Consider the following 19,957-nt stretch of genomic DNA (forward strand, 5'->3'; position numbering starts at 1 on the left):
ACCGCGACCATCACCCCACCCGACGGCAACTCCTGCATCAACCGGCCCCGCACCGCCACCAGCCTCGCCGCATCCTCCAGCGACAGCACACCCGCCACATGAGCGACAGCGAACTCACCCACCGAATGACCCGCCAGGAANTCCGCACGCACACCCCAGGACTCCACCAGCCGGAACAACGCCACCTCNACCGCGAACAACGCCGGCTGAGCGAACCGCGTCCCGCCCAGCAGCTCCACATCCCCACCGAACACGACATCCCGCAACGGGATCTCCAGATGCCCGTCCAAATGGGCACAGCAGGCATCGAAGGCATCCGCGAACACCGGGAACGCGGCATACAGCTCACGCCCCATCCCCAGCCGCTGACTACCCTGCCCCGAGAACAAGAAGGCGGTCCGGCCCGGTTCGTGGCCGGTCGCGGCGTCGGTGCTACCGGTGACGAGGAGGGCCGCGGTGTCCGCCGTGTCCTCGTCGGCCAGAATGTCCAGGGCGCGGAGCAGTTCGGCCCGGTCGGTGCCGAGGAGGGCCGCGCGGTGCTGGAGGGCCGCCCGGCCGGTGGCGAGGGAGAAGCCGACGTCGGCCGGGGTGGCGTCCTGGTGCCCGGGGTGGTCGCAGAGGTGGGCGCGCAGGCGGCGGGCCTGGGCGCGCAGGGCGGTGGCGTTCCTCGCGGACAGCAGCCAGGGGACGGCGGTCCGCGCCGTGTCACCGGCCGGGGCATCTCCCGGAGCGTCGACGATGTCCTCGTCCTCGGCCGGGACGGGGGCCTGTTCGATGATCACGTGGGCGTTGGTGCCGCTGACGCCGAAGGCCGAGATCCCGCCCCGGCGGATGTGGTCGGCGGACTCGGGCCAGGCCACGGGGGCGGAGAGGAGTGCGACCGCGCCCGTGGACCAGTCGACGTGCGGAGTCGGGGCGTCCACGTGGAGGGTGCGGGGCAGTTGCGCGTGCTGGAGGGCCAGGACCAGCTTGATCACGCCTGCGACGCCGGCGGCGGCCTGGGTGTGGCCGATGTTGGACTTCAGGGAGCCCAGCCACAGCGGCCGGTCCGCATCGCGGTCCTGACCGTAGGTGGCCAGGAGCGCCTGGGCCTCGATCGGGTCGCCGAGCCGGGTGCCCGTGCCGTGCGCCTCGACCACGTCGACGGCGGCGGCCGCGAGGCCCGCGTCGTCGAGGGCCTGGCGGATGACCCGTTGCTGCGAAGGCCCGTTGGGGGCGGTCAGGCCGTTGGAGGCGCCGTCCTGGTTGATCGCCGAACCCCGGACGACGGCCAGGATCCGGTGGCCGTTGCGGCGGGCGTCGGAGAGCCGCTCCAGCAGGAGCATGCCGGCGCCCTCGCCCCAGCCGGTGCCGTCGGCCGCGGCGGCGAAGGCCTTGCACCGGCCGTCGGGGGCCAGCCCGCGCTGGCGGCTGAACTCGATGAAGATGCCGGGGCCGGACATGACCGTGACGCCGCCCGCGAGGGCGAGTTCGCATTCACCGCGGCGCAGGGACTGGACGGCCAGGTGGAGGGAGACGAGGGAGGAGGAGCAGGCCGTGTCGACGGTCAGCGCGGGCCCCTCCAGGCCGAAGGTGTAGGCGAGGCGGCCGGAGACGACGCTCGCGGCCCGGCCGGTGAGCAGATAGCCCTCCACGCCTTCGGGGGCCTGGCGCAGGTCGGAGGCGTAGTCCTGGCCGTTGGAGCCGATGAAGACGCCGGAGCGGCTGCCCTTGAGGGTGGCGGGGTCGATGCCGGCGCGTTCGAAGGCCTCCCAGGTGGTCTCCAGGAGGAGCCTCTGCTGGGGGTCCATGGCGAGGGCTTCACGCGGGGAGATGCCGAAGAAGGCGGCGTCGAAGTCGCCCGCGTCGTGGAGGAACCCGCCCTCGCGGGCGTACGTGGTGCCGGGGTGCTGCGGATCGGGGTGGTAGAGGGTGTCGAGGTCCCAGCCGCGGTTCTCGGGGAAGGCGGAGAGGGCGTCCTCGCCCTCCGCCAGGATCCGCCACAGGTCTTCGGGGGAGGTCACGCCGCCGGGGAACCGGCAGCTCATCGAGACGATGGCGATGGGTTCGTCGTCGGCCGGGCGGGTGGCGACGGCCGGGGCGGACGGGCCGGCGTGCGGGCCGGCGTGCGGGCCGCCGAGGAGCTGGGTGTCGAGGTGGGCCGCGAGTTCGGCCGGGTCGGGGTAGTCGAAGACGACGGTGGTGGGCAGCCGCAGACCGGTGGCGCCGGCCAGCCGGTTGCGGAGTTCGACGGCGGTCAGCGAGTCGAAACCGGTTTCGCGGAAGGCCCGCCCGGGCGGGACGGCGTGGGGGCCGGAGTGGCCGAGGACCGTGGCGGCCTGGGTGCGGACGAGTTCGACCAGGGCGCGCAGCCGTTCGGGCCCGGCGAGGCCGGCGAGCTGTCCGGCGAGCCCGGCGCCGGCCGCCGCGGGGCCGTTCGCCGTGGCGGACGCGGTGGCGGACGCGGTGGCGGCTTCGAGGATCGCGTGGGCCTCGGGCAGGCGGCGCAGGAGCGGGTAGTCGCCGGTGGGGGCGAAGGCGCGGACGAAGCGCTCCCAGTCGATGTCGGCGATGGTGACCGCCGTGTCCTGGTGCTCCATGGCGCGGGCCAGGGCGGCGATGCCGAGGTCGGCGGGCATGGGGAGGACGCCGCGCCGGGTGAGGTGTTCCTCGGCGTGGCGGCCCATCATGCGTCCGCTGCCCCAGGAGCCCCAGGCGATGGCGGTGGCGGGCAGGCCCTGGGCGCGGCGCTGGTGGGCGAGGGCGTCGAGGTGGGCGTTGGCGGCGGCGTAGCCGCCCTGGCCACCGTTGCCGACGGTGCCGGCGATGGAGGAGAACAGGACGAAGAAGTCGAGGTCGTGGCCGGCGGTGAGCTCGTGCAGGTGGACGGCGGCGTCGGCCTTGGGGCGCAGTACGTGTTCCAGCCGGTCGGTGGTCATGGCGTCGAGCACGCCGTCGTCGAGGGCTCCGGCGGTGTGGACGACGCCGGTGAGGGGGTGTTCGGCGGGCAGGGAGGCGAGGAGCTCGGCGAGGGCGGTGCGTTCGCTCGCGTCGCAGGCCGTGATGGTGGCGCGGCAGCCGAGGGCGGCGAGTTCCTCGCGGAGTTCGCCGGCGCCCTCGGCGGCGGGGCCGCTGCGGCTGGTGAGGACGAGGTGGGCGGCTCCGGAGCGGGCGAGCCAGCGGGCGACGTGGNCGCCGAGGGTGCCGGTGCCGCCGGTGATCAGGACGGTGCCGTGGGGGCGGGCGAGGGTGTGCTCGCCGGTGGGGTCGGCCGGATCGGCGGTGGCGCGGACGAGGCGCCGGGCGAGGAGGCCGGTGGCGCGGACGGCGACCTCGTCCTCGCCGCCGGGGTCGGCGAGGAGGCCGGTCAGCAGGTCGAGGGTGCGCGTGTCGAGGCTTTCGGGCAGGTCCACGAGGCCGCCCCAGCGCTCGGGGTACTCGGCGCCGGTGACCCGGCCCAGGCCCCAGAGCTGGGCCTGGGCGGGGTGGCGGGGCGGGTCGGCGGGGCCGGTGGCGACGGCGCCGGAGGTGGCGCACCACAGGGGTGCGCCGATGCCGGTGTCGCCGAGGGCCTGGACGAGGGCCAGGGTGGCGGCGAGGGCGGCCGGGACGCGGTGTCCGGGGGCGTCGGCGGGGTCTTCGGCCAGCAGGGAGAGCACCCCGGTGACCGCGTCCGCCTCCAGGGCGGCCTCGGTGAGCCGGTGGGTGAGGACGGCGGCCACCTCCGGCCGGCCCGGGTGGGCGGCCGGGTCGAGGGCGACGCGTTCGACGCGGGCGCCACGGGCGGTGAGGGCCTCGTGGACGGCGGTGGCGGTGGCGGATCCGGCGTGGGCGGTGGTGGTGACGAGCAGCCAGGTCCCGGTGAGCGGGGTGCCGCCGTCGCGCCGGGCGCGGGTCTCGGTGGGGGTCCAGGTGATCCGGTAGCGCCAGCCGTCGATGCGAGCGGTCCGGGTGGAGCGGCGGCGCCGGTCGGCGAGCCGGGTGACCATGGTGTCGAGGGAGGCGTCGGGGGCCAGGTCCAGTGAGCTGGTGAGGGCGCCGACGTCGGAGTTCTCGACGGCCGCCCAGAACCGGGCCTCCTCCTCGCCGTACCCGGCGCCGGTCGCGGGGGCGGCCGGTGCGGCGGTGTCGAGCCAGAAGCGGCGGCGCTGGAAGGGGTAGGTGGGCAGGTCGACGGGGCGCGGGCGCAGGCCGGCGAAGGCGGCGGCCCAGTCGGCGGGCACGCCCCGGGTCCAGGCTTCGCCGAGGGAGGTGAGGAAGCGGGCGGTGCCTCCGTCGCCGCGGCGCAGCGAGGGGATGACGTCCACGGTGGCGCCGGCGTCCTCCGCGGTCTCCTGGAGGCCGATGGCGAGGACGGGGTGCGGGTTGCACTCGACGAGGACCTGGTGGCCGTCGGCGATCAGGCGGCGGGCGGTCGGCTCGAAGCGGACGGTGGTGCGGAGGTTGGTGTACCAGTAGGCGGCGTCGAGGGCGGCGGAGTCGACGGGTTCGCCGGTGACGGTGGAGTAGAACGGCACGCTCGGGGCGAGCGGGGTGATGCCGTCGAGAGCGGCGGCGAGTTCGGCCTCGATGAGTTCCACGTGGGTGGAGTGGGAGGCGTAGTCGACGGGGACCCGCTTGGCGCGGACCCCGTCGGCGGCGCAGGCGGCGAGGAGTTCGCCGAGGGCGTCGGCGTCACCGGAGACGACGGTGGAGCGGGGTCCGTTGATCGCGGCGATGCCGAGCCGGGCGCCCCACTGTTCCAGGCGCCGGGTGACGTCGGCGAGGGGTTCGGGGACGGAGACCATCCCGCCGAGTCCCGCGAGGCGGGCGAGGAGGCGGCTGCGCAGGGCGACGACTCGCGCGGCGTCGTCCAGGCCGAGGGCGCCGGAGACGGCGGCGGCGGCGATCTCGCCCTGGGAGTGGCCGATGACGGCGGCGGGGTGGATGCCGAGGGATTTCCAGAGTTCGGCGAGGGAGACCATGACGGCCCAGAGGGCGGGCTGGACCACGTCGTCGGCGCTGTCGAGGGCGGGGGCGCCGGGGGCGCCGCGCAGGACGTCCTCCAGCTTCCAGTCCACGTACGGGGCCAGGGCGCGGCCGCAGGCGGCGATCCGTTCGCGGAAGACGGCGGAGGTGTCGAGGAGTTCCCCGGCCATGCCGGCCCACTGGGAGCCCTGGCCGGGGAAGACGAAGGCGACGCGGCGGCCGTCGGCGGCGGTGCCCTGGGCGGTGCGGGGCGTGGAGCCGCCGGAGGCGAGGGCGCGCAGGCCCTCGGTGAGTTCGGCCTCGGTGGCCCCGGTGACGACGGCACGGTGTGCGAAGGCCGTACGGGTGGTGGCGAGGGCGTGCCCGGTGTCGGCGGGGCGCCGTCCGGGGTTTGCGGCGGTGTGCCCGAGCAGGGCCTCGGCACGGGCTGCCAGCGCCTCGGCGCTGCGGGCGGACAGGACCCAGGGCACGACGGGGGTCGCGGCCGGGCCGGCGTCCGCCGGAACGCCCTGGGCCGGGCCGGCTTCGGTTGTCGCGTCCTGGGCCGGCCCGGCTTCGGCCCGGGCGTCGTCAGCGGCGGGGTGGGGCGCGCCGTTGCCCGGGGTGTGCTTCGCCGGGACGGCGGCGGCAGCGAGGTCCGCCGGGGCGGCGACGTGGGCGGCCGCGGGCGGGAGGGGGGCCGGGGGCTCGTCGGCCGGACGGGGTCCGGTGGGGGCCTCTTCGATGACGGCGTGGGCGTTGGTGCCGCTGATGCCGAACGAGGACACGCCGAACCGGCGCGGGCGGCCGGACGGGGGCCAGTCCACGGCGTCGGTCAGCAGCCTGACCCGTCCGGCGTTCCAGTCCACGTGCGGGGAGGGGACGTCGGCGTGCAGGGTCCGGGGCAGGACTCCGTGCTGGAGGGCCAGGACGGACTTCATGACGCCCGCGATGCCCGCGGCGGCCTGGGGGTGGCCGATGTTGGACTTCAGGGAGCCCAGCCACAGCGGCCGGTCCGCATCGCGGCCCTGGCCGTAGGTGGCGAGGAGGGCCTGGGCCTCGATCGGGTCGCCGAGCCGGGTGCCCGTGCCGTGCGCCTCCACCGCGTCCACGTCCGCCGCCGCCAGCCCGGCGTTGGCCAGGGCCTGGCGGATCACCCGCTGCTGGGCGGGACCGCTGGGGGCGGTGAGTCCGTTGGAGGCGCCGTCCTGGTTGATCGCGGAACCCCGGACGACGGCCAGGATCCGGTGGCCGTTGCGGCGGGCGTCGGAGAGCCGCTCCAGCAGGACCATGCCGGCGCCCTCGGCGAGGCCGAAGCCGTCGGCGTCGGCGGAGAAGGCCTTGCAGCGGCCGTCGGGGGCGAGCGCCCGCTGCTTGCTGAACTCGACGAAGGAGCCGGCCGTCGGCAGCACCGTGGCCCCGCCGGCCAGGGCCAGGGAGCATTCGCCGGTGCGCAGCGACTGGGCGGCCAGGTGCAGGGCGACGAGGGAGGAGGAGCAGGCGGTGTCGACGGTGACGGCGGGGCCCTCGAAGCCGAAGGTGTAGGCGAGGCGGCCGGAGGCGACGCTGACGCTGTTGCCGGTCAGCAGGTAGCCGCTGATGTCCTCGGGTGCCTCGTGGAGGCGGGGGCCGTAGTCCTGGTTCATTGCGCCGACGAAGGTGCCCGTGCGGGTGCCGCGCAGGGTGGCGGGGTCGATTCCGGCGCGTTCGAGCACCTCCCAGCCGATCTCCAGGAGCAGCCTCTGCTGGGGGTCCATGGCGAGGGCCTCGCGCGGCGAGATCCCGAAGAACTCCGGGTCGAAGTCGAGGGGTTTGACGGCGACCAGGAAGCCGCCCTCGCGGGCGTATGTGTGCCCGACCCGGTCCGGGTCCGGGTCGTACAGGCCCTCGACGTCCCAGCCGCGGTCGGCGGGCAGTGCGGCCACGGCGTCGCCGCCCTCGCTGAGCAGCCGCCAGAGGGCTTCGGGGCTGTCGGTGCCACCGGGCAGGCGGCAGCTCATGGCGACGATGGCGACGGGTTCGTCCCAGGCGGCTGTGGTGGTGTCCGTGTCGGCCGGGTCCTCGGGGGCGCCGAGGGCTTCGGCGAGGATCCGGCGGGTCAGGGCGGCCGGGGTGGGGTGGTCGAAGACGACGGTGTGCGGCAGGAGGAGCCCGGTGGCCTCGTTGAGGCGGCCCCGGAGTTCGACGGCCGTGACGGAGTCCAGGCCGAGGTCCCGGAAGGCCCGTTCGGGGGCGACGGCGTCCGGGCCGGGCAGCCCCAGCAGGGCGGCGGCGAGGGAGCGGACGAGCGCGGCGGCGGTGTGCTCGCGTTCGGCCTCGGGCAGCAGGGCGAGCCGGGAGGCGGGGGCGCGGCCGTCGGCGGAGGGCCGCCGGAAGGGGTACGTCGGCAGGGGGACGCGGCCCGTGAGGCCGTCGGAGGGGAAGGCGGGCGCCCAGTCGACGTCGACGCCCTGGACGCAGGCCTCGGCGAGCGCCGTGCGCAGGCGGCGCAGGCCGCCCTGGCCGCGGCGCAGGGTGGCGATGGTCACGGCGTGGCGTCCGGCTGCCGCGGCGGTCTCCTGCATGGCGGCGGTCAGCATCGGGTGGGGGGCGATCTCCACGAGGGCCTCGTGGCCGTCGGCCAGCAGGGCGTGGGTGGTCTGCTCGAAGCGGACCGGGCGGCGCAGGGCATCGGTCCAGAATCCGTTGTCCAGGGTGCGGCCGTCGACGAGGCCGCCGGTGGCGGAGGAGTAGAGCGGGGTGTGGCCGGTGCTCGGGGCGAGGCCGGCGAGGGCGGAGAGCAGCCGGTCGCGGACGGCGTCGACGTGCGCGGAGTGGGCGGCTGCGCCGAGGCGTACGCCGCCGCAGCGGATGCCGTCGCCCTCGAGTTCGGCGCGCAGGGCGCGTACCGTGTCGCCGTCCCCGGAGACGACGTGGGACCCGGGACCGTTGTGGGCGGCGACGGCGAGTCGGCCGGCCCAGGGGGCGAGCCGCTCCTGGAGGAGGTGGCCGGGCAGGCTCACGGCGAGCATGTCACCGCCGTGTCCGGCGAGTTCGGCGAGGGCCGCGCCCCAGGCGTGGACGGTTCGGGCGGCGTCCTCCAGGGTGAGGACGCCCGCCAGGTGGGCGGCGCCGATCTCGCCGACGCTGTGGCCCGCGTAGGCGCGGGGGCGGACCCCGTGGGCGTGCCAGGTCTCGGCGAGGGCGACCTGGACGCCGAAGATGGCGGGGAGGCTGACGTCGGGGGTGTCCGGGGCGGGGGCGCCGGGGGCACCGCGCAGCACGTCGCCGAGGAGCCAGCCGGTGAAGGGGGCGAGCGCCTTCTCGCAGCGCAGGGCGGCGGCACGGAACTGCGGTGAGCGGTCGAGGAGTTCGCCGGCCATCGCGGGCCACTGCCCGCCGGTGCCGGACAGCACGAACGCGGCCGGGCGGCCGGTGGCGGTGCCGCGGACCACGTCGGCGGGGAAGGCTCCGTCCGCGAGTGCGGCCAGCGCTTCGAGGCGGCGGTCCGGTCCGTCGCCGAGGAGCACGGCGCGGTGCGGGAACCGGTGCCGGGTGGTGGCGAGGGCCCGCCCCACGGCGGCCGGATCGAGGCCGGGGTGCGCGGTGAGGTGCTCGCGCAGCTGCCGTGCCCGGGCGCGCAGCGCGTCGGGACCGGCGGCGGAGAGGATCCACGGCAGCGGCTCCTCGGCCCGGTCATCCGCATGCGCGCCGTCTCCCGCGGCCACGCCGAGCGCGACAGCCGCGCCGGTACGGGTGTCGACCCCGTCGGGGCTCGGGTCGCCGGCGGCGTCCGTGCCGGAGCCGGTGGCGGATCGGTTCCCGGTGCCGGCGCCGCCTTCGGCCGCCTCGGTACCGGCGCCGGACTCGGTGCCGGGGACAGCGGTGCCGGTACCGGTCGCGACGACGGTGTCGGGGCCGAGGTCCGAGCCCGGGGTGAAGTCCCTGCCGGTGGCCGCGGCGAGGCGGCCGTCGGCTTCGAGCACGGCGAGGACGCGGTCGCCGACGGCCAGGGCGGCCGAAAGGGGCTTGAGGAGGACGGCGCCGTAGCCGCCGGGCGGGGTGTCCGGCAGGTGGACGTCGGGGCCGGCGGCCAGGGCGAGGGCGCTCTCGCCCCGGCCGAGGCCCTCGTGGGCCGCGCGCAGGGCGTCGGGGCCGGTGGGGAGGTGGCGCGGCGGCGGGGCGGCTCCGGGGGCGAGCCGCAGGACGGCGCCGACCGCGGCGGCGGCCTCCTCCTGCGCGGGGAGCTCCGCGTCCGCGCCGGGGACGGAGAGGAAGACGGCGAGGCCCAGGGCCGTGGCCGGGACCACCCCGGCATCCTCCAGCGCCTCCCACCAGCTCTCCGCCGCGGCCGGCCCGTGCGGCAGGGCGCCGGCCGGCGCGGGGTCCGACGGGTCCGCGGCGGCCTCCGCGAGGAACTCCGCGTCGAACGCCCCGTCCGTGCCGGTGTCCTCCGGCCGCCGGTGCGCCGACCCGATCACCACGATCACCTCGTGCGCGCCGTTCCCGGACTCCTCCGGCATAGCGACAGACTCCCGCATCATGTGTGCTCCATCGACCCGTTGAACTACTGCTGACTGGCTGGTTCCGCAGCGCCTCCGGGCGTGCGGGCATGCCGGGGAGGGACCCCGTGCTGTTCTCCTGAGTGCGCCGCCGGCTACGCGGCGGTGACGTCCTGCCGGATGACGCGCTCGATGTTCCGTTCGGCCAGGGCGGTGATGGTGACGAACGGGTTCACGCCGATGGAGCCGGGAATGAGCGAACCGTCCGTCACGTAGAGGTTCTTGTAGCCCTTGACCCGCCCGTAGTCGTCGGTGGCCCGGCCGAGGACGCAGCCGCCGAGCGGGTGGTAGGTGAAGTCGTCGGAGAAGGCCTTCACCTGCTTGCCGAACAGGTCGTAGCGGTACATCGTCGTGTTCGCCCTGTTGATGCGGTCGAACAGCGACTTCGCGGCGTTGACGGCGGGGGTGTTCTGGTCGCGGGTCCAGCGCAGGGCGGCCCGGTCGGTCGCCGCGTCGTAGGCGAAGGTGCCGCGTTCGGGGTTCTTGGTGATCGCCAGGTAGAGGCTGACCCAGGTCTCCAGTCCCGCGGGCATGGGGGCGATCTCGGCGAAGACGGGGTTCTGGGGGTTGTCCCAGTCGTCGATGCCGAGGGCGGGGATGGAGGACTGGTCGGCGCCGGTGGGGTTCCACACGTGGTTGGCGCGGGCGGTCATGATGTTGCCGTTGGGGCCCCAGCCGGCGCCGATCTCGGGGCTGAGGTCCGGGAGGGTGCCGGTCTCGCGGGCGCGCAGCAGCAGTTCGGTGGAGCCGAGACTGCCGGCGCCGAGGAACAGGTGGCGGCAGCCGATCTCCTTGGTGGCCAGCAGCCGGCCGTCGGCGTCGCGCTGCTCGACGGTGAGGAGGTAGGTGCCGTCCTTCTGCTGCCGGACGGCCTTGGCCTGGTGCAGGGTCTCGATGGTGACCTTGCCGGTGCCCAGGGCGGCGGCCAGGTAGGTCTTGTCCAGGCTCTGCTTGCCGTGGTTGTTGCCGTAGATGACCTCGGCGGCCAGCGCGGACCTGGGGACCTCCCCGGCCGCCTCGCGCCGCATGTGGTCGAAGTCGTAGACGTTGGGGACGTGTACGGTGCCGAGGCCGGCCTTCTGTGCCTGGTCGCGGGAGACCCGGGCGAACTTGTACCACTCGGTGCTCTCGAACCAGCCGTTGTCGATGTGGTTGACGCGGAGCATGGAGTCGGCGCGCGGGAAGTAGCGGTCGTACATCTCGGCGGAGTCGACGCGCGGCAGCACCTCCTCGAAGTAGGAGCGCTTGGGCGCCACCGCCATGCCGCCGTTGACGAGGGAGCCGCCGCCGACCCCGCGGCCCACGTACACGGACATCTGGTCGAAGTTCACCCGGTCCAGGACGCCGGCGTACGGGTCGATGTCGCGGTTGGCCAGGTCCAGCCAGAGGAAGCTGCCGAGGGGGGCCTCGGTGCGGTTCTTGAACCAGCTGGAGCGCTTGTCGGGCTTGAGCACGCCGGCGAAGACGTTGCCGTCGGGTCCGGGCTGGTTCCACAGCTGGCCCATCTCGAGCATGACCGTGCGGACCCCGGCCTCGCCCAGGCGCAGTGCGGAGACGGCGGCGCCGTAGCCGGTGCCGACGACGAGGGCGGGGACGAAGGCGGTGCCGTCGGCGCGGTCGGCGGCCAGGGCCCGGGGGGCTCCGATGGTGGTGGTGCCGGCGAGGGCCGCCGCGCCGAGGGCCGTCATGCCGAGCAAGCGGCGGCGGGACAGGTGCTGTTCCACGGCATGTACCTGGCTTTCGGGGGAAAAGGGACGAGCGGTGGGGACGCCTGCGCGCGGCGGGTGCGGGTGCGGTGCGAAAAGCCGTCGGTGAGCGGGACGGCCTCGGGGGGGGACGAGGGGCGCGGGAGGTCCGGTCCGCGGAAGGGTCAGCCGACGGGGTGCAGGGTGATCGCGGAGCAGGGGCACTGGTCGGCGGCCTCGCGCACGGCGGCGTGCAGGATGGCGGGCGGGCCGGGGTCGAGGAGGACCACGAGGCCCTCCTCGCACTGGTCGAAGACCTCGGGGGCGATCAGGGCGCACATCCCGGCGCCACAGCACAGCCGGCGGTCGACCGCGACCCGCAGCGGGCCGCCGCTCACCAGGCGACGGGCAGCGCGTACACGCCGTAGACCTGCATATCGTGGCGGAGCCGGACCTCCTCGGGCGGGCAGGCCAGGCGCAGTTCCGGGAAGCGCTCCAGCAGGGCGGTGAAGCCGACCCGCAGCTCGATGCGGGCCAGCTGCTGGCCGAGGCACTGGTGGATGCCGTGGCCGAAGCCGAGGTGACCGGCGGCGCGCCGGGACACGTCGAAGGACTCGGGGTCCGGGAAGCGCTCGGGGTCGCGGTTGGCGGCGGCGAGCGAGACCATGACGACCTCCCCTTCCCTGATGAGGGTCCCCTCGATCTCCACGTCCTCCAGGGCGGCTCGGGTGGGGCCGTGGTGGACGATGCTGAGGTAGCGCAGGCTCTCCTCGACGGCGCCCTCGATCAGCGACGGGGCGGCGCGCAGCGCGGCCAGTTGCTCGGGGTGTTCCAGCAGGGCGAAGGTGCCGAGGGCCAGCTGGTTGGCGGTGGTCTCGTGGCCGGCCACCAGCAGCAGGAAGGCGATCGAGGTGAGTTCCTCGTCGGTGAGCTCCGGATCGGCGGTGATCAGGCCGCTCAGGATGTCGTCGGCGGGCTCGGTGCGCTTGAGGCGCACCAGGCCGCCCAGGTAGGCCGCGAGCTCCAGGAACGCGGCGGTGACGTCCTCGGTGGACTCGCCGAAGCTGCTCCAGACGTGGGTGTGGTGCTGGAAGGTGGCGCGGTCGGAGTAGGGCACGCCCAGCAGTTCGCAGATGACGAGGGAGGGGATGGGCAGCGCGAAGTGCTCGAAGAGGTCGGCGGGCGAGCCGAGGCGCTCCATCTCGTCGAGCCGCTCCGCGGTGATCTTCTCGATCCACTCGGTGAGCAGGCGCATGCGGCGGACGGTGAACTGCCCCACCAGCAGCTTGCGGTAGCGCTGGTGCTCGGGGTCGTCGTGCTGGATGAACATGCCGGGGGGCGCGGCCGGGGCCTCGTCCAGGGTCGCGGCGCGCGGGACCGGCGGGTGCTTGAGCTCTCCGCGGGCGCTGAACCGGGCGTCGGCGAGGACGGCCCGGGCTGCGGAATATCCCGTGACGAGCCAGCCGAGATGGCCGTCGGCGAATTCCATCCGCGTCAGCGGTTCGGTCCCGCGCAATGACCGGATCTCCGTGGGCGGGTTGAAGTATCCGTCCCGGAGAGTGGAAAAGGTCACCGGTAAACCCTGGCTCATACATGCCCTTCCATGGTCGGCCGTATTGCGGCTCGAATCATTCGCGAGCGCGGCCTCGACACGGCCTCAACACGGCGTCGATGCGTTCCGAACAGGCTTGCCGAACATTCGAACTCCGCCGTCCGCGCAGTTCGAACAGCGTCACCTCGAAGGTAGGGAGACGGGGCGAAAGGTGTCAACGAAATCAATCCCGCGCGCGCTAACCCTGTGGGCGGGGGCCGGGGGTACGGTTACGGGCGGTACCGGGGGGCTTCGGTTCGGTACGGTACGGGCGCCCGCCGCCCCCTCCCCTCCCCCGTCGCCCGTGGGGGGTCAGGGACTTTCCTGGGACAGCAGCTGTGCCATGGGGGCCAGTTCGGCGCGGCCGTCGATGCGCAGCTTGCGGTAGGCGTGGGTGAGGTGCTTCTCGACCGCCCGGGCGCTGACCTCCAGCCGTTCGGCGATGGCCCGGTTGGAGGTGCCGCGGGCGGCCAGGGCGGCGACGCGGCGCTCGGTGCGGGTCAGGGCGGCGACCGCGTCCGCGCCCTGCCGGCCGGCGATGGTGTGCAGGGCCCGGCCGGCCCGGTCGGCGATCCAGGGCGCCCCGCACCGCAGCCCCTGTTCCCGGGCGTGGGTGAGCCGGTGCTCGGCCTCCGCCTCCTGGCCGGCGGTCAGCAGCCATCTGCCCAGGAGCAGGGAGGTGCGGGCCTGTTCGAGGAGGTGGGCGGAGCGTTCCAGGGTGGCGGCGGAGTCGCGCAGCAGGGCGAGTCCCCGTTCTCCCCCGGTGATCGCGCCCCGGCCGCGCAGGGCGCGGCCGATGGCGACCGGGCTGCCCCAGGCGACGGCGCGTTCGTACTCCTCGTCCATGAGGTCGTGGGCCTGGCCGGGCCGGCCCATCCGGTAGTGGAGCGCGGAGGCCCAGGAACGCCAGGGTGCGACGGCCGGGTTGCGCCAGTGGGCCCGTTCGGCCGTACGCCCCCAGTCGAGGTAGCAGTCGAGGGCGGTCGGCAGGTCGTGGCGGAGGGCGGCGGCACAGCCGCGGACGAGGAGCCTGAGGGAGGGGAGATGGCCGAGGGCGGGGTCCGGCGGGGAGCCCGACAGCAGCCGTTCGCACAAGGTGGTGTCCCGCGCCTCCAGGGCGGCCAGGAAGACGGCGGCCAGGGCGCGCGGGGCGGCCCAGTCGGTGGCGCCCAGGTCGAGCGCCTCCGTGGCGTGGTCGCGGGCCAGGGCCAGGTCGCCCCGGGCCAGGGCGAGGTGGGCGAGCTCGACGGCGGTCAGGGCGCGCGGGACGGTGGCACGGTCGCGGCGGGCCCGGTCGTGGGCGGTGTGCAGCCAGGGGCCGATGCTGGCGAGGGAGTCTGCGGCGACCAGGACGTCGGTCAGCAGGGGCAGGGCGGTGTGGACGTGGCCGGGGGCGGCCGGCTCGTGCTGGAGCAGCCGTTCGGCGAGCGGCACGGCCTGGGCGGCGGTGACCCGCTGGGCCAGGACGGCCGCGTGCAGCAGGACGGTGACCCGTTCCCGGCCGGCGGCGCTGTCGAGCGGGGGGACGGGGCCCAGGGCGCGCAACCGGGCGGCGGAGTCGTCGAGTTCGGCGGGGCCGGCCACGGCGGCGTGCCGCAGGCGGGCCTCGAGCCGCAGGGCGCTCTGGCGGTCGGCGCCGGTGAGGTCGGCCGGGTCGCCCAGCGCGGCGGCGGTCCCGGCGACCGTGTCGAGGGTGGCGGGCGGGCAGTCGGCGAGGAGGAAGGGCGGTATCCGGCCCGCCACGCGGGCACGGCGCGCCGGGTCCGGGAGGAGGAGCAGCGCCTGGGTGAAGTGGCGCAGTGCGGCTCTCGGGGCGAAGTCGCGCTCGATGGTGGCGAGTTCGACGAGGAGATCGGCGCGGGCGGCTCCGTCGGGCGGGCTGAGGAGGAGGGCGCGGCGCAGGTAGCGGACCGCGGCCTCCGGGTCCGTGCGGCGCAGGGCGGCGGTCGCGGCCGCCCGGAGCGCCTCCTGCGCCCAGGGTTCCCCGCAGGAGGACACGGCGAGCAGCTGGGCCGCGGCGCGCTCGGCGGGGTGCCCGCCCTGGTGCAGGAGGAGGGCGGCGCGCAGGCGGGCGGCCTCGGCCTCGGCGGGGGACATCGCCTCCTCCACGGCGTCCGCGACGACCGGGTGGACGAACCGGGGCACGGCGCCCTCCGCCAACAGCCCGAGCCGCCGCAGCACCCGCACCGCCTCGGCCCGGCCGACGGCGTCGAGCCCGGCGAGCCGGGCGGCGGGGTCCTCCCCACTGGCCTCCACGTCCCAGCAGGCCAGGAGGTCCGCGGCGTACGCGGTCTCTCCGTCCGCGCCGGCGCACGCGGCTCCGGCCGTCCCTCCGTACACGGTCGCCGCGGGGTCTCCGACGGCCCGGGGGCAGACGGATCCCCCGGCGCCCGCGGGCCCCCCGGGGCACGCGACCCCGGCATGCCCGGCGACCTCCGGGTGCCCGTCGACCCCGACGTGACCGACGTGACCGGCGTGCCCGGCCTGCCCGGCGACCCCCGTGTGCCAGGTGGCCGCGTCGTGCGCGGTGGGGGTCGCATAAACGGTGTGCCCCGTGGCCCGGTTGGTTCCGGTGACATCGGTGCCGTCGGTGGTCTCGGGGGCGGTGGGTTCCGTGGGGGCGGGGGGTTCGCCGAGGAGGGCGAGGGCCGAGGCGAAGCGCCAGACCGGGGGGCGCTGGCCGCGCAGGACCACGGCGAGGCGTTCACGCAGCGCGTCCGGACGGATGCCGCGGATGTCCTGTGCGTCGGGCAGCCGTTCCTCGTAGGCCCCCGGCCGGGCGGCGGTCAGGGCGTCGAGGGTGGCCGTGAGCAGCAGGGGGTTTCCGCCGGTCGCCTCGTGGCAGGCGCGGGCGCAGGCCCGGTCCACGGGCCGGCCCAGGCGGGCGCCCACGAGGTCTGCGGTGGCCCCGATGGACAGCGGTCGCAGCCGCAGCAAGCAGACCGCGCGCCCGGTGAGGTGGTGGAGCCCGGGAGCCTCCTCGCCCGGGTCCCCTTCGCGCAGGGCGGCGACCAGGGTGACGCGCAGCCGGGGCAGCCGTCCGGCCAGCCGGGCGAGCCAGCGCAGCGAGGCGGCGTCGGCCCATTGGAGGTCGTCCACCAGCAGGAGCAGCGGTTTGTGTTCTGCGTGTTCGGCGACCAGGGCAAGCAGCTCGGCGTCCTGTCCCGATCCGGCGGGGGAATCGGCCGGATGCCCGGGTGCGATGACGGTACTTCCGGCGGCGGGCAGCAGCGGGGCCAGCAACTGGCTGAGCACACCGAAGCCCAAAGCCTGTTCCTGCGGGGCTCCGCTGGCGGTGAGGACGCGGATGCCACGGCGTTCGGCGAGCTCCGGCAGGGCCCGCAGCAGGGCCGTCTTCCCCAAGCCGATGCCGCCGCTCACCACCGTCAGCGACCCGCCACCCGCTGCTCCGTCGCCCGTCGCGTCCAACGCCGCGGTGAGCAGGTCGAGTTCCTGTTGGCGGTGGAGCAGGGGGTTCACGTCGGTTCCTCCGTAGCGGTTCGTTCGAGGGCCGCGGCCAGCTGCGGACGACCCCGGATGCCGAGCTTCCGGTAGGTCTTCGTCAGGTGCTGTTCCACGGTGCGGGGGGTGACGGCGAGTTCCCCGGCGATGGCCCGGTTGGACAGGCCGTCGGCGGCGAGCGCCGCGACCCGGTACTCGGCGTCGGTGAGGGGGGCGGGTGCCGGCCGGTGCCCGGTGGACGGGGTCTGGGGTCCGGCCGGCGCCGGGCCCCGCCCGACGCCCCGCGGGGTGCGGCGTGCCGGGCCGGGCCGGGCCGAGTCCGGCCACGGGTCGCGGCGGGCTGCCGGGGCCGGTGCACCCGAGGCCGCGTGCCGAGCCGCCTCGGGCCGCGGGGCCGCACCCGGGCCAGGGGTACCCGGCCCCGGGATGCCCTGGCCAGAGGTACCAAGGCCCGGGGTGCCCCGGCCGGGGTGGTCCAGGCCGGGGGCAGTCGGGCCAGGGATACCAGGGCCAGGGGCTCCCGAGCCAGGGACACCAAGGCCGGAGGTACCCCTGCCGGAGGGGCCCCGGCCGGGGGCGACCGGGTGGGGGCCGGCCGATGCCGGTGCGGGGTGGGGCGGGGTGGGGCCCGCCGGGGGCCGGGCGGCGGCCAGGAGGGAGTCGACCGTGAGATGCCCGGTGAAGGGGGCCGTGCCGAGGGCGACCAGCGCCTGGCGGTACTGCCATCCGGCGGCGCGCCCCCGGGCCCGCGCCGCCGCTCCGGGCGGGTTGGCCCCGCCGGGGCGCGGGGCCAGTGCCGTGGCCAGCGCGAGGGGTGAGCCCCACACCAGGGACCGGCGGCGTTCCTCGGCCAACAGCCGCACCGCCAGGGGGTCGTCGGGGTCACGGGTCCGGGCGGCGGCGGAACGCCAGGGCAGCAGGGCGGGGTTGGCGGCCCCCCGGGCCAGCAGTCGGCGCCCGCACTCCAGCAGATCGGCGAGGGCCCGGTCGCGCTCGCCCGCCGCGAGCCGGACCCGCCCGCGCGCGTAGAGGAGGTACGCCCAGGCCGGACCTGCCTCGGCGGCCACCGGCAGCCGGGTCTCCAGGACCCGGGCGGCGGCGTCCGCGTCCCCCCGGCGCAGGTCCAGCAGGGCCTGCAGGGCGAGGGGGGCGGGCGCCATCCGGGGGTGCCACAGGCGGGCCGGCATGAGCTCTGCGCACCGGTCGAGGGCCTCCGAGGCAGCGGAGTCCCGCCCGCCCCACAGTTCGGCGAGGCAGGTGACGAGCAGCGCCGCGCCCGCGACGGGCCGGGCGTCCCGCCGTGCCGCGCACACCAGGACCTCCTCGAGGGCGCCACGGGCCTCCTCCGTGTCCCCGCTGAGCACCAGCGCGTGCGCCGCTGCCGCCCGCACGGCAGGCGGGACTTGCGCACGGGCTCCCGGGGCCAGGGCGGCCCGGGCGAGCGCCCTGGCGCTGCCGATGTCCTCGCCCCGCCGGGCCGTCAGCCATGCGGCCACGGCGGCCTCGGCGGCCCGCTCGGGCCGACCGGTCCAGGAGTCGGCCGGGAGCGGCACGCAGCCGTCCTCCACGTCGGGACGGCCCAGTGCGGCGGCCATCGCGTGCAAGGCCCGCAGCCCGGAGTGCTCGGCGGTGCCCGGCTCCGCCCCGGCGGCGGCCCGGGCGATGCGGGCGGGGGTGGGTAAGTCACCGCAGGCCACGAGGAGTTCCGCCGCGAGCAGCCGGGCCCGTACCGTGCCGGGGTCGGCGGGAACGGGTCCGGCCGCGCCCGTCGGGGGGTCCAGGGCGCGGTACAGATGGCGGCTCGCGGCGTCGGGCCGGGTGGGGAGCACGGCGGTGGCCAGCTCGGTCAGCAGCCGGACCCGCAGGGCTTCCGGCACCGGCTCGCGCAGGGCCCGTTCCAGCAGCCGGACGGCCCCGGTGTGCCGGCCGGCCGCCCGGTCCGCGGCGGCTCGGCGGCGCAGGGCCGCCACCGCCCAGGGGGCGCCGACGGGGCCGGAGCCCAGCAGCATCCGGGTCACGGCGCGGTCGGACAGGGCCGCCCGGTGCGCCCATGCGGCGGCCCGGGCGTACAGCTCCTCCCGCTGCGCCGTGTCGAGGTCGGCGAGGACGGCCCGCGCGGCGGCCCCGCTGCGCAGGGCGGGGCGGGGGCCGTCGGCGAGCAGCCCGGTGCCGGACAGCATGCTCAGGGCCCGTCCCGTGCCCGGGGTCCGCGGGCCGGTGGCCAACGCTTCCATCAGGCCGGGCGTGCAGTCGGGTCCGGCGACGACGATCGCGCGCAGGACGCCGAGGAGTTCGGCGGGCAGCAGGGGCAGGGTGCGCACCGTGCGCTCCCGGACGGCCTCCGCCGTGCTCTCCGCGAGGTCGGCGAGGTGGCCGGTCCGCGGGGTCCAGCCGTGCCGGACGAACCGGGCGGTGACCGACTTCAGCAGGGCGGGATTCCCGTCGAGGGAGCGGGCGGCCTCCTCCAGGAAGGCGGCGTCCACCGACGCCGGCCATGTGTCGGCGAGGACCCGGCCGACGGCTTCGGCGGACAGCGGGGGCAGCTCCAGCACGTGCCGGGCCACCGAGCGGCCGTCGGCCAGCGGGCAGGGCTCGATCCGGTCGTACGGACCGGGCGCGGCGGCGCCGTTGCGGGAGGTGAGCAGCATCAGCGGCACCCCGGCCAGCCGCCGGGCCAGCGCCTGGAGCCCGCGCAGCGACGGCGGGTCGGCCCACTGGGTGTCGTCGACGACGAGCAGCAGGGGCCGGCTGCGGGCGGCGCTGAGGGAGGTGGCGCACAGGTCGTCGGGGCGGGTGGTGTGTCCGGCGCCGGGGCGGGCGGACGCGGACGGGAGGACCGGCCCGGCGGGACTGGCCCCGGGGAGCAGCTGGCTGAGGAGCTGGGCGGCGATTCCGTGGGGCAGGCCGGTCTCCTCGGGCGAGGCCGCCGCGGCGGCGACCCGGACGCCGGCCTCCGTGGCGAGGGCCGCAGCGTGGCCCAGCAGTGTGCTGCGTCCGATGCCGGGCGGTCCGCCGACCTCGACGAGCGCGGGCCGGCCGCGTCTCAGGTCGGCCAGCAGGCCGCGCAGCAGCCGGTCTTCGGCGTCCCGCCCGACGGGCGCCGCCGGGCCGCCGGTGCCGGGCGGGGTGTCCTGGTGGCCCGGCGGGGCGGCTGTCGTCCGTGGCATGGGGCTCGGTCCTCCTCGTTGTCGTGTCGCTCGGCTCCCCCGCCGGGCCGCGCGGCGGGGTCCTCGTTCAGGCTCGGCTCCGGACCGGACCGGGGCCGCCGCGCGCCCCGCGTTCCCGTCGCTCGTCGGCCTCCCCGGGTGCCGCTGGAGGCCTCCCGGCAGGGGCGGAACCTCTGTGTCCGCCCCCGGTCTTCCCGTCCCGGGCCGGGCAGCAGCGGCGCCGGGACGTGCCCGGCCCCTCCGGCGGGGGCGGCCGCGGAGCGGTCCTCATCCGCCCCCGCCCTCCGGAACACACCGCGCATCCGTGCCTCCCCCGTCCGACGCCCGAACGCGCCCAGCGCCCACCGCGTCCCCCCGGTGCCGGCGAAGAGCGGGCTCCGCTGACCTCGCCCGCCCCCGGCCTCCCGGGCCGCACCGCGCAGCCGTGCTCCGCGCGCCGGCGCCGCAACGTGCCCGGCCCCGCCCCCCCTCGCGCCCGCCGCCCGGGTTCCCCCGTGCCGCCGGGGCGCTCCCGGCGGCGGGTCTCCGGCCCGGTCCGTATGTGCCTTGGCACCCGACTCGCCGGGTCGGGGCGGCCCGAGCCGC

At 76.6% G+C, this 19,957-nt stretch carries 6 protein-coding genes; all 6 read right to left on the bottom strand.

What is annotated here, in order from left to right; all coding sequences use genetic code 11:
• Nucleotides 1–9,428: type I polyketide synthase (locus GTY84_RS23835; RefSeq protein ID WP_237532599.1), on the bottom strand; the 9,428-nt coding region annotated here is incomplete at its 3' end.
• Between the two features lie 134 nt (nt 9,429–9,562).
• Nucleotides 9,563–11,155 (bottom strand): GMC oxidoreductase, encoded by a 1,593-nt coding sequence (locus GTY84_RS23840; RefSeq protein WP_161228516.1) that lies wholly within the window; start codon nt 11,153–11,155, stop codon nt 9,563–9,565.
• 182 nt (nt 11,156–11,337) lie between these two features.
• Entirely contained in the window at nt 11,338–11,535 is a 198-nt protein-coding gene (locus tag GTY84_RS23845) for a ferredoxin (protein WP_161228517.1), read from the bottom strand.
• A gap of 11 nt (nt 11,536–11,546) precedes the next feature.
• On the bottom strand, nt 11,547–12,725 hold the full coding sequence (locus GTY84_RS23850) for a cytochrome P450 (protein ID WP_345943510.1): 1,179 nt from the start codon (nt 12,723–12,725) through the stop codon (nt 11,547–11,549).
• A gap of 330 nt (nt 12,726–13,055) precedes the next feature.
• A complete protein-coding gene (locus GTY84_RS23855) occupies nt 13,056–16,223 on the bottom strand; it encodes a LuxR family transcriptional regulator (protein ID WP_161228433.1) in 3,168 nt (1,055 codons plus the stop codon).
• Nucleotides 16,220–19,372, bottom strand: coding sequence for a LuxR family transcriptional regulator (locus tag GTY84_RS23860; RefSeq protein ID WP_161228434.1), 3,153 nt, complete (start codon nt 19,370–19,372; stop codon nt 16,220–16,222). Before GTY84_RS23860 ends, GTY84_RS23855 begins: the two co-directional genes overlap by 4 nt.
• Nucleotides 19,373–19,957 lie beyond the last annotated feature (585 nt).

Source organism: Streptomyces sp. SID8352, from assembly GCF_009862265.1.
GTDB lineage: Bacteria > Actinomycetota > Actinomycetes > Streptomycetales > Streptomycetaceae > Streptomyces.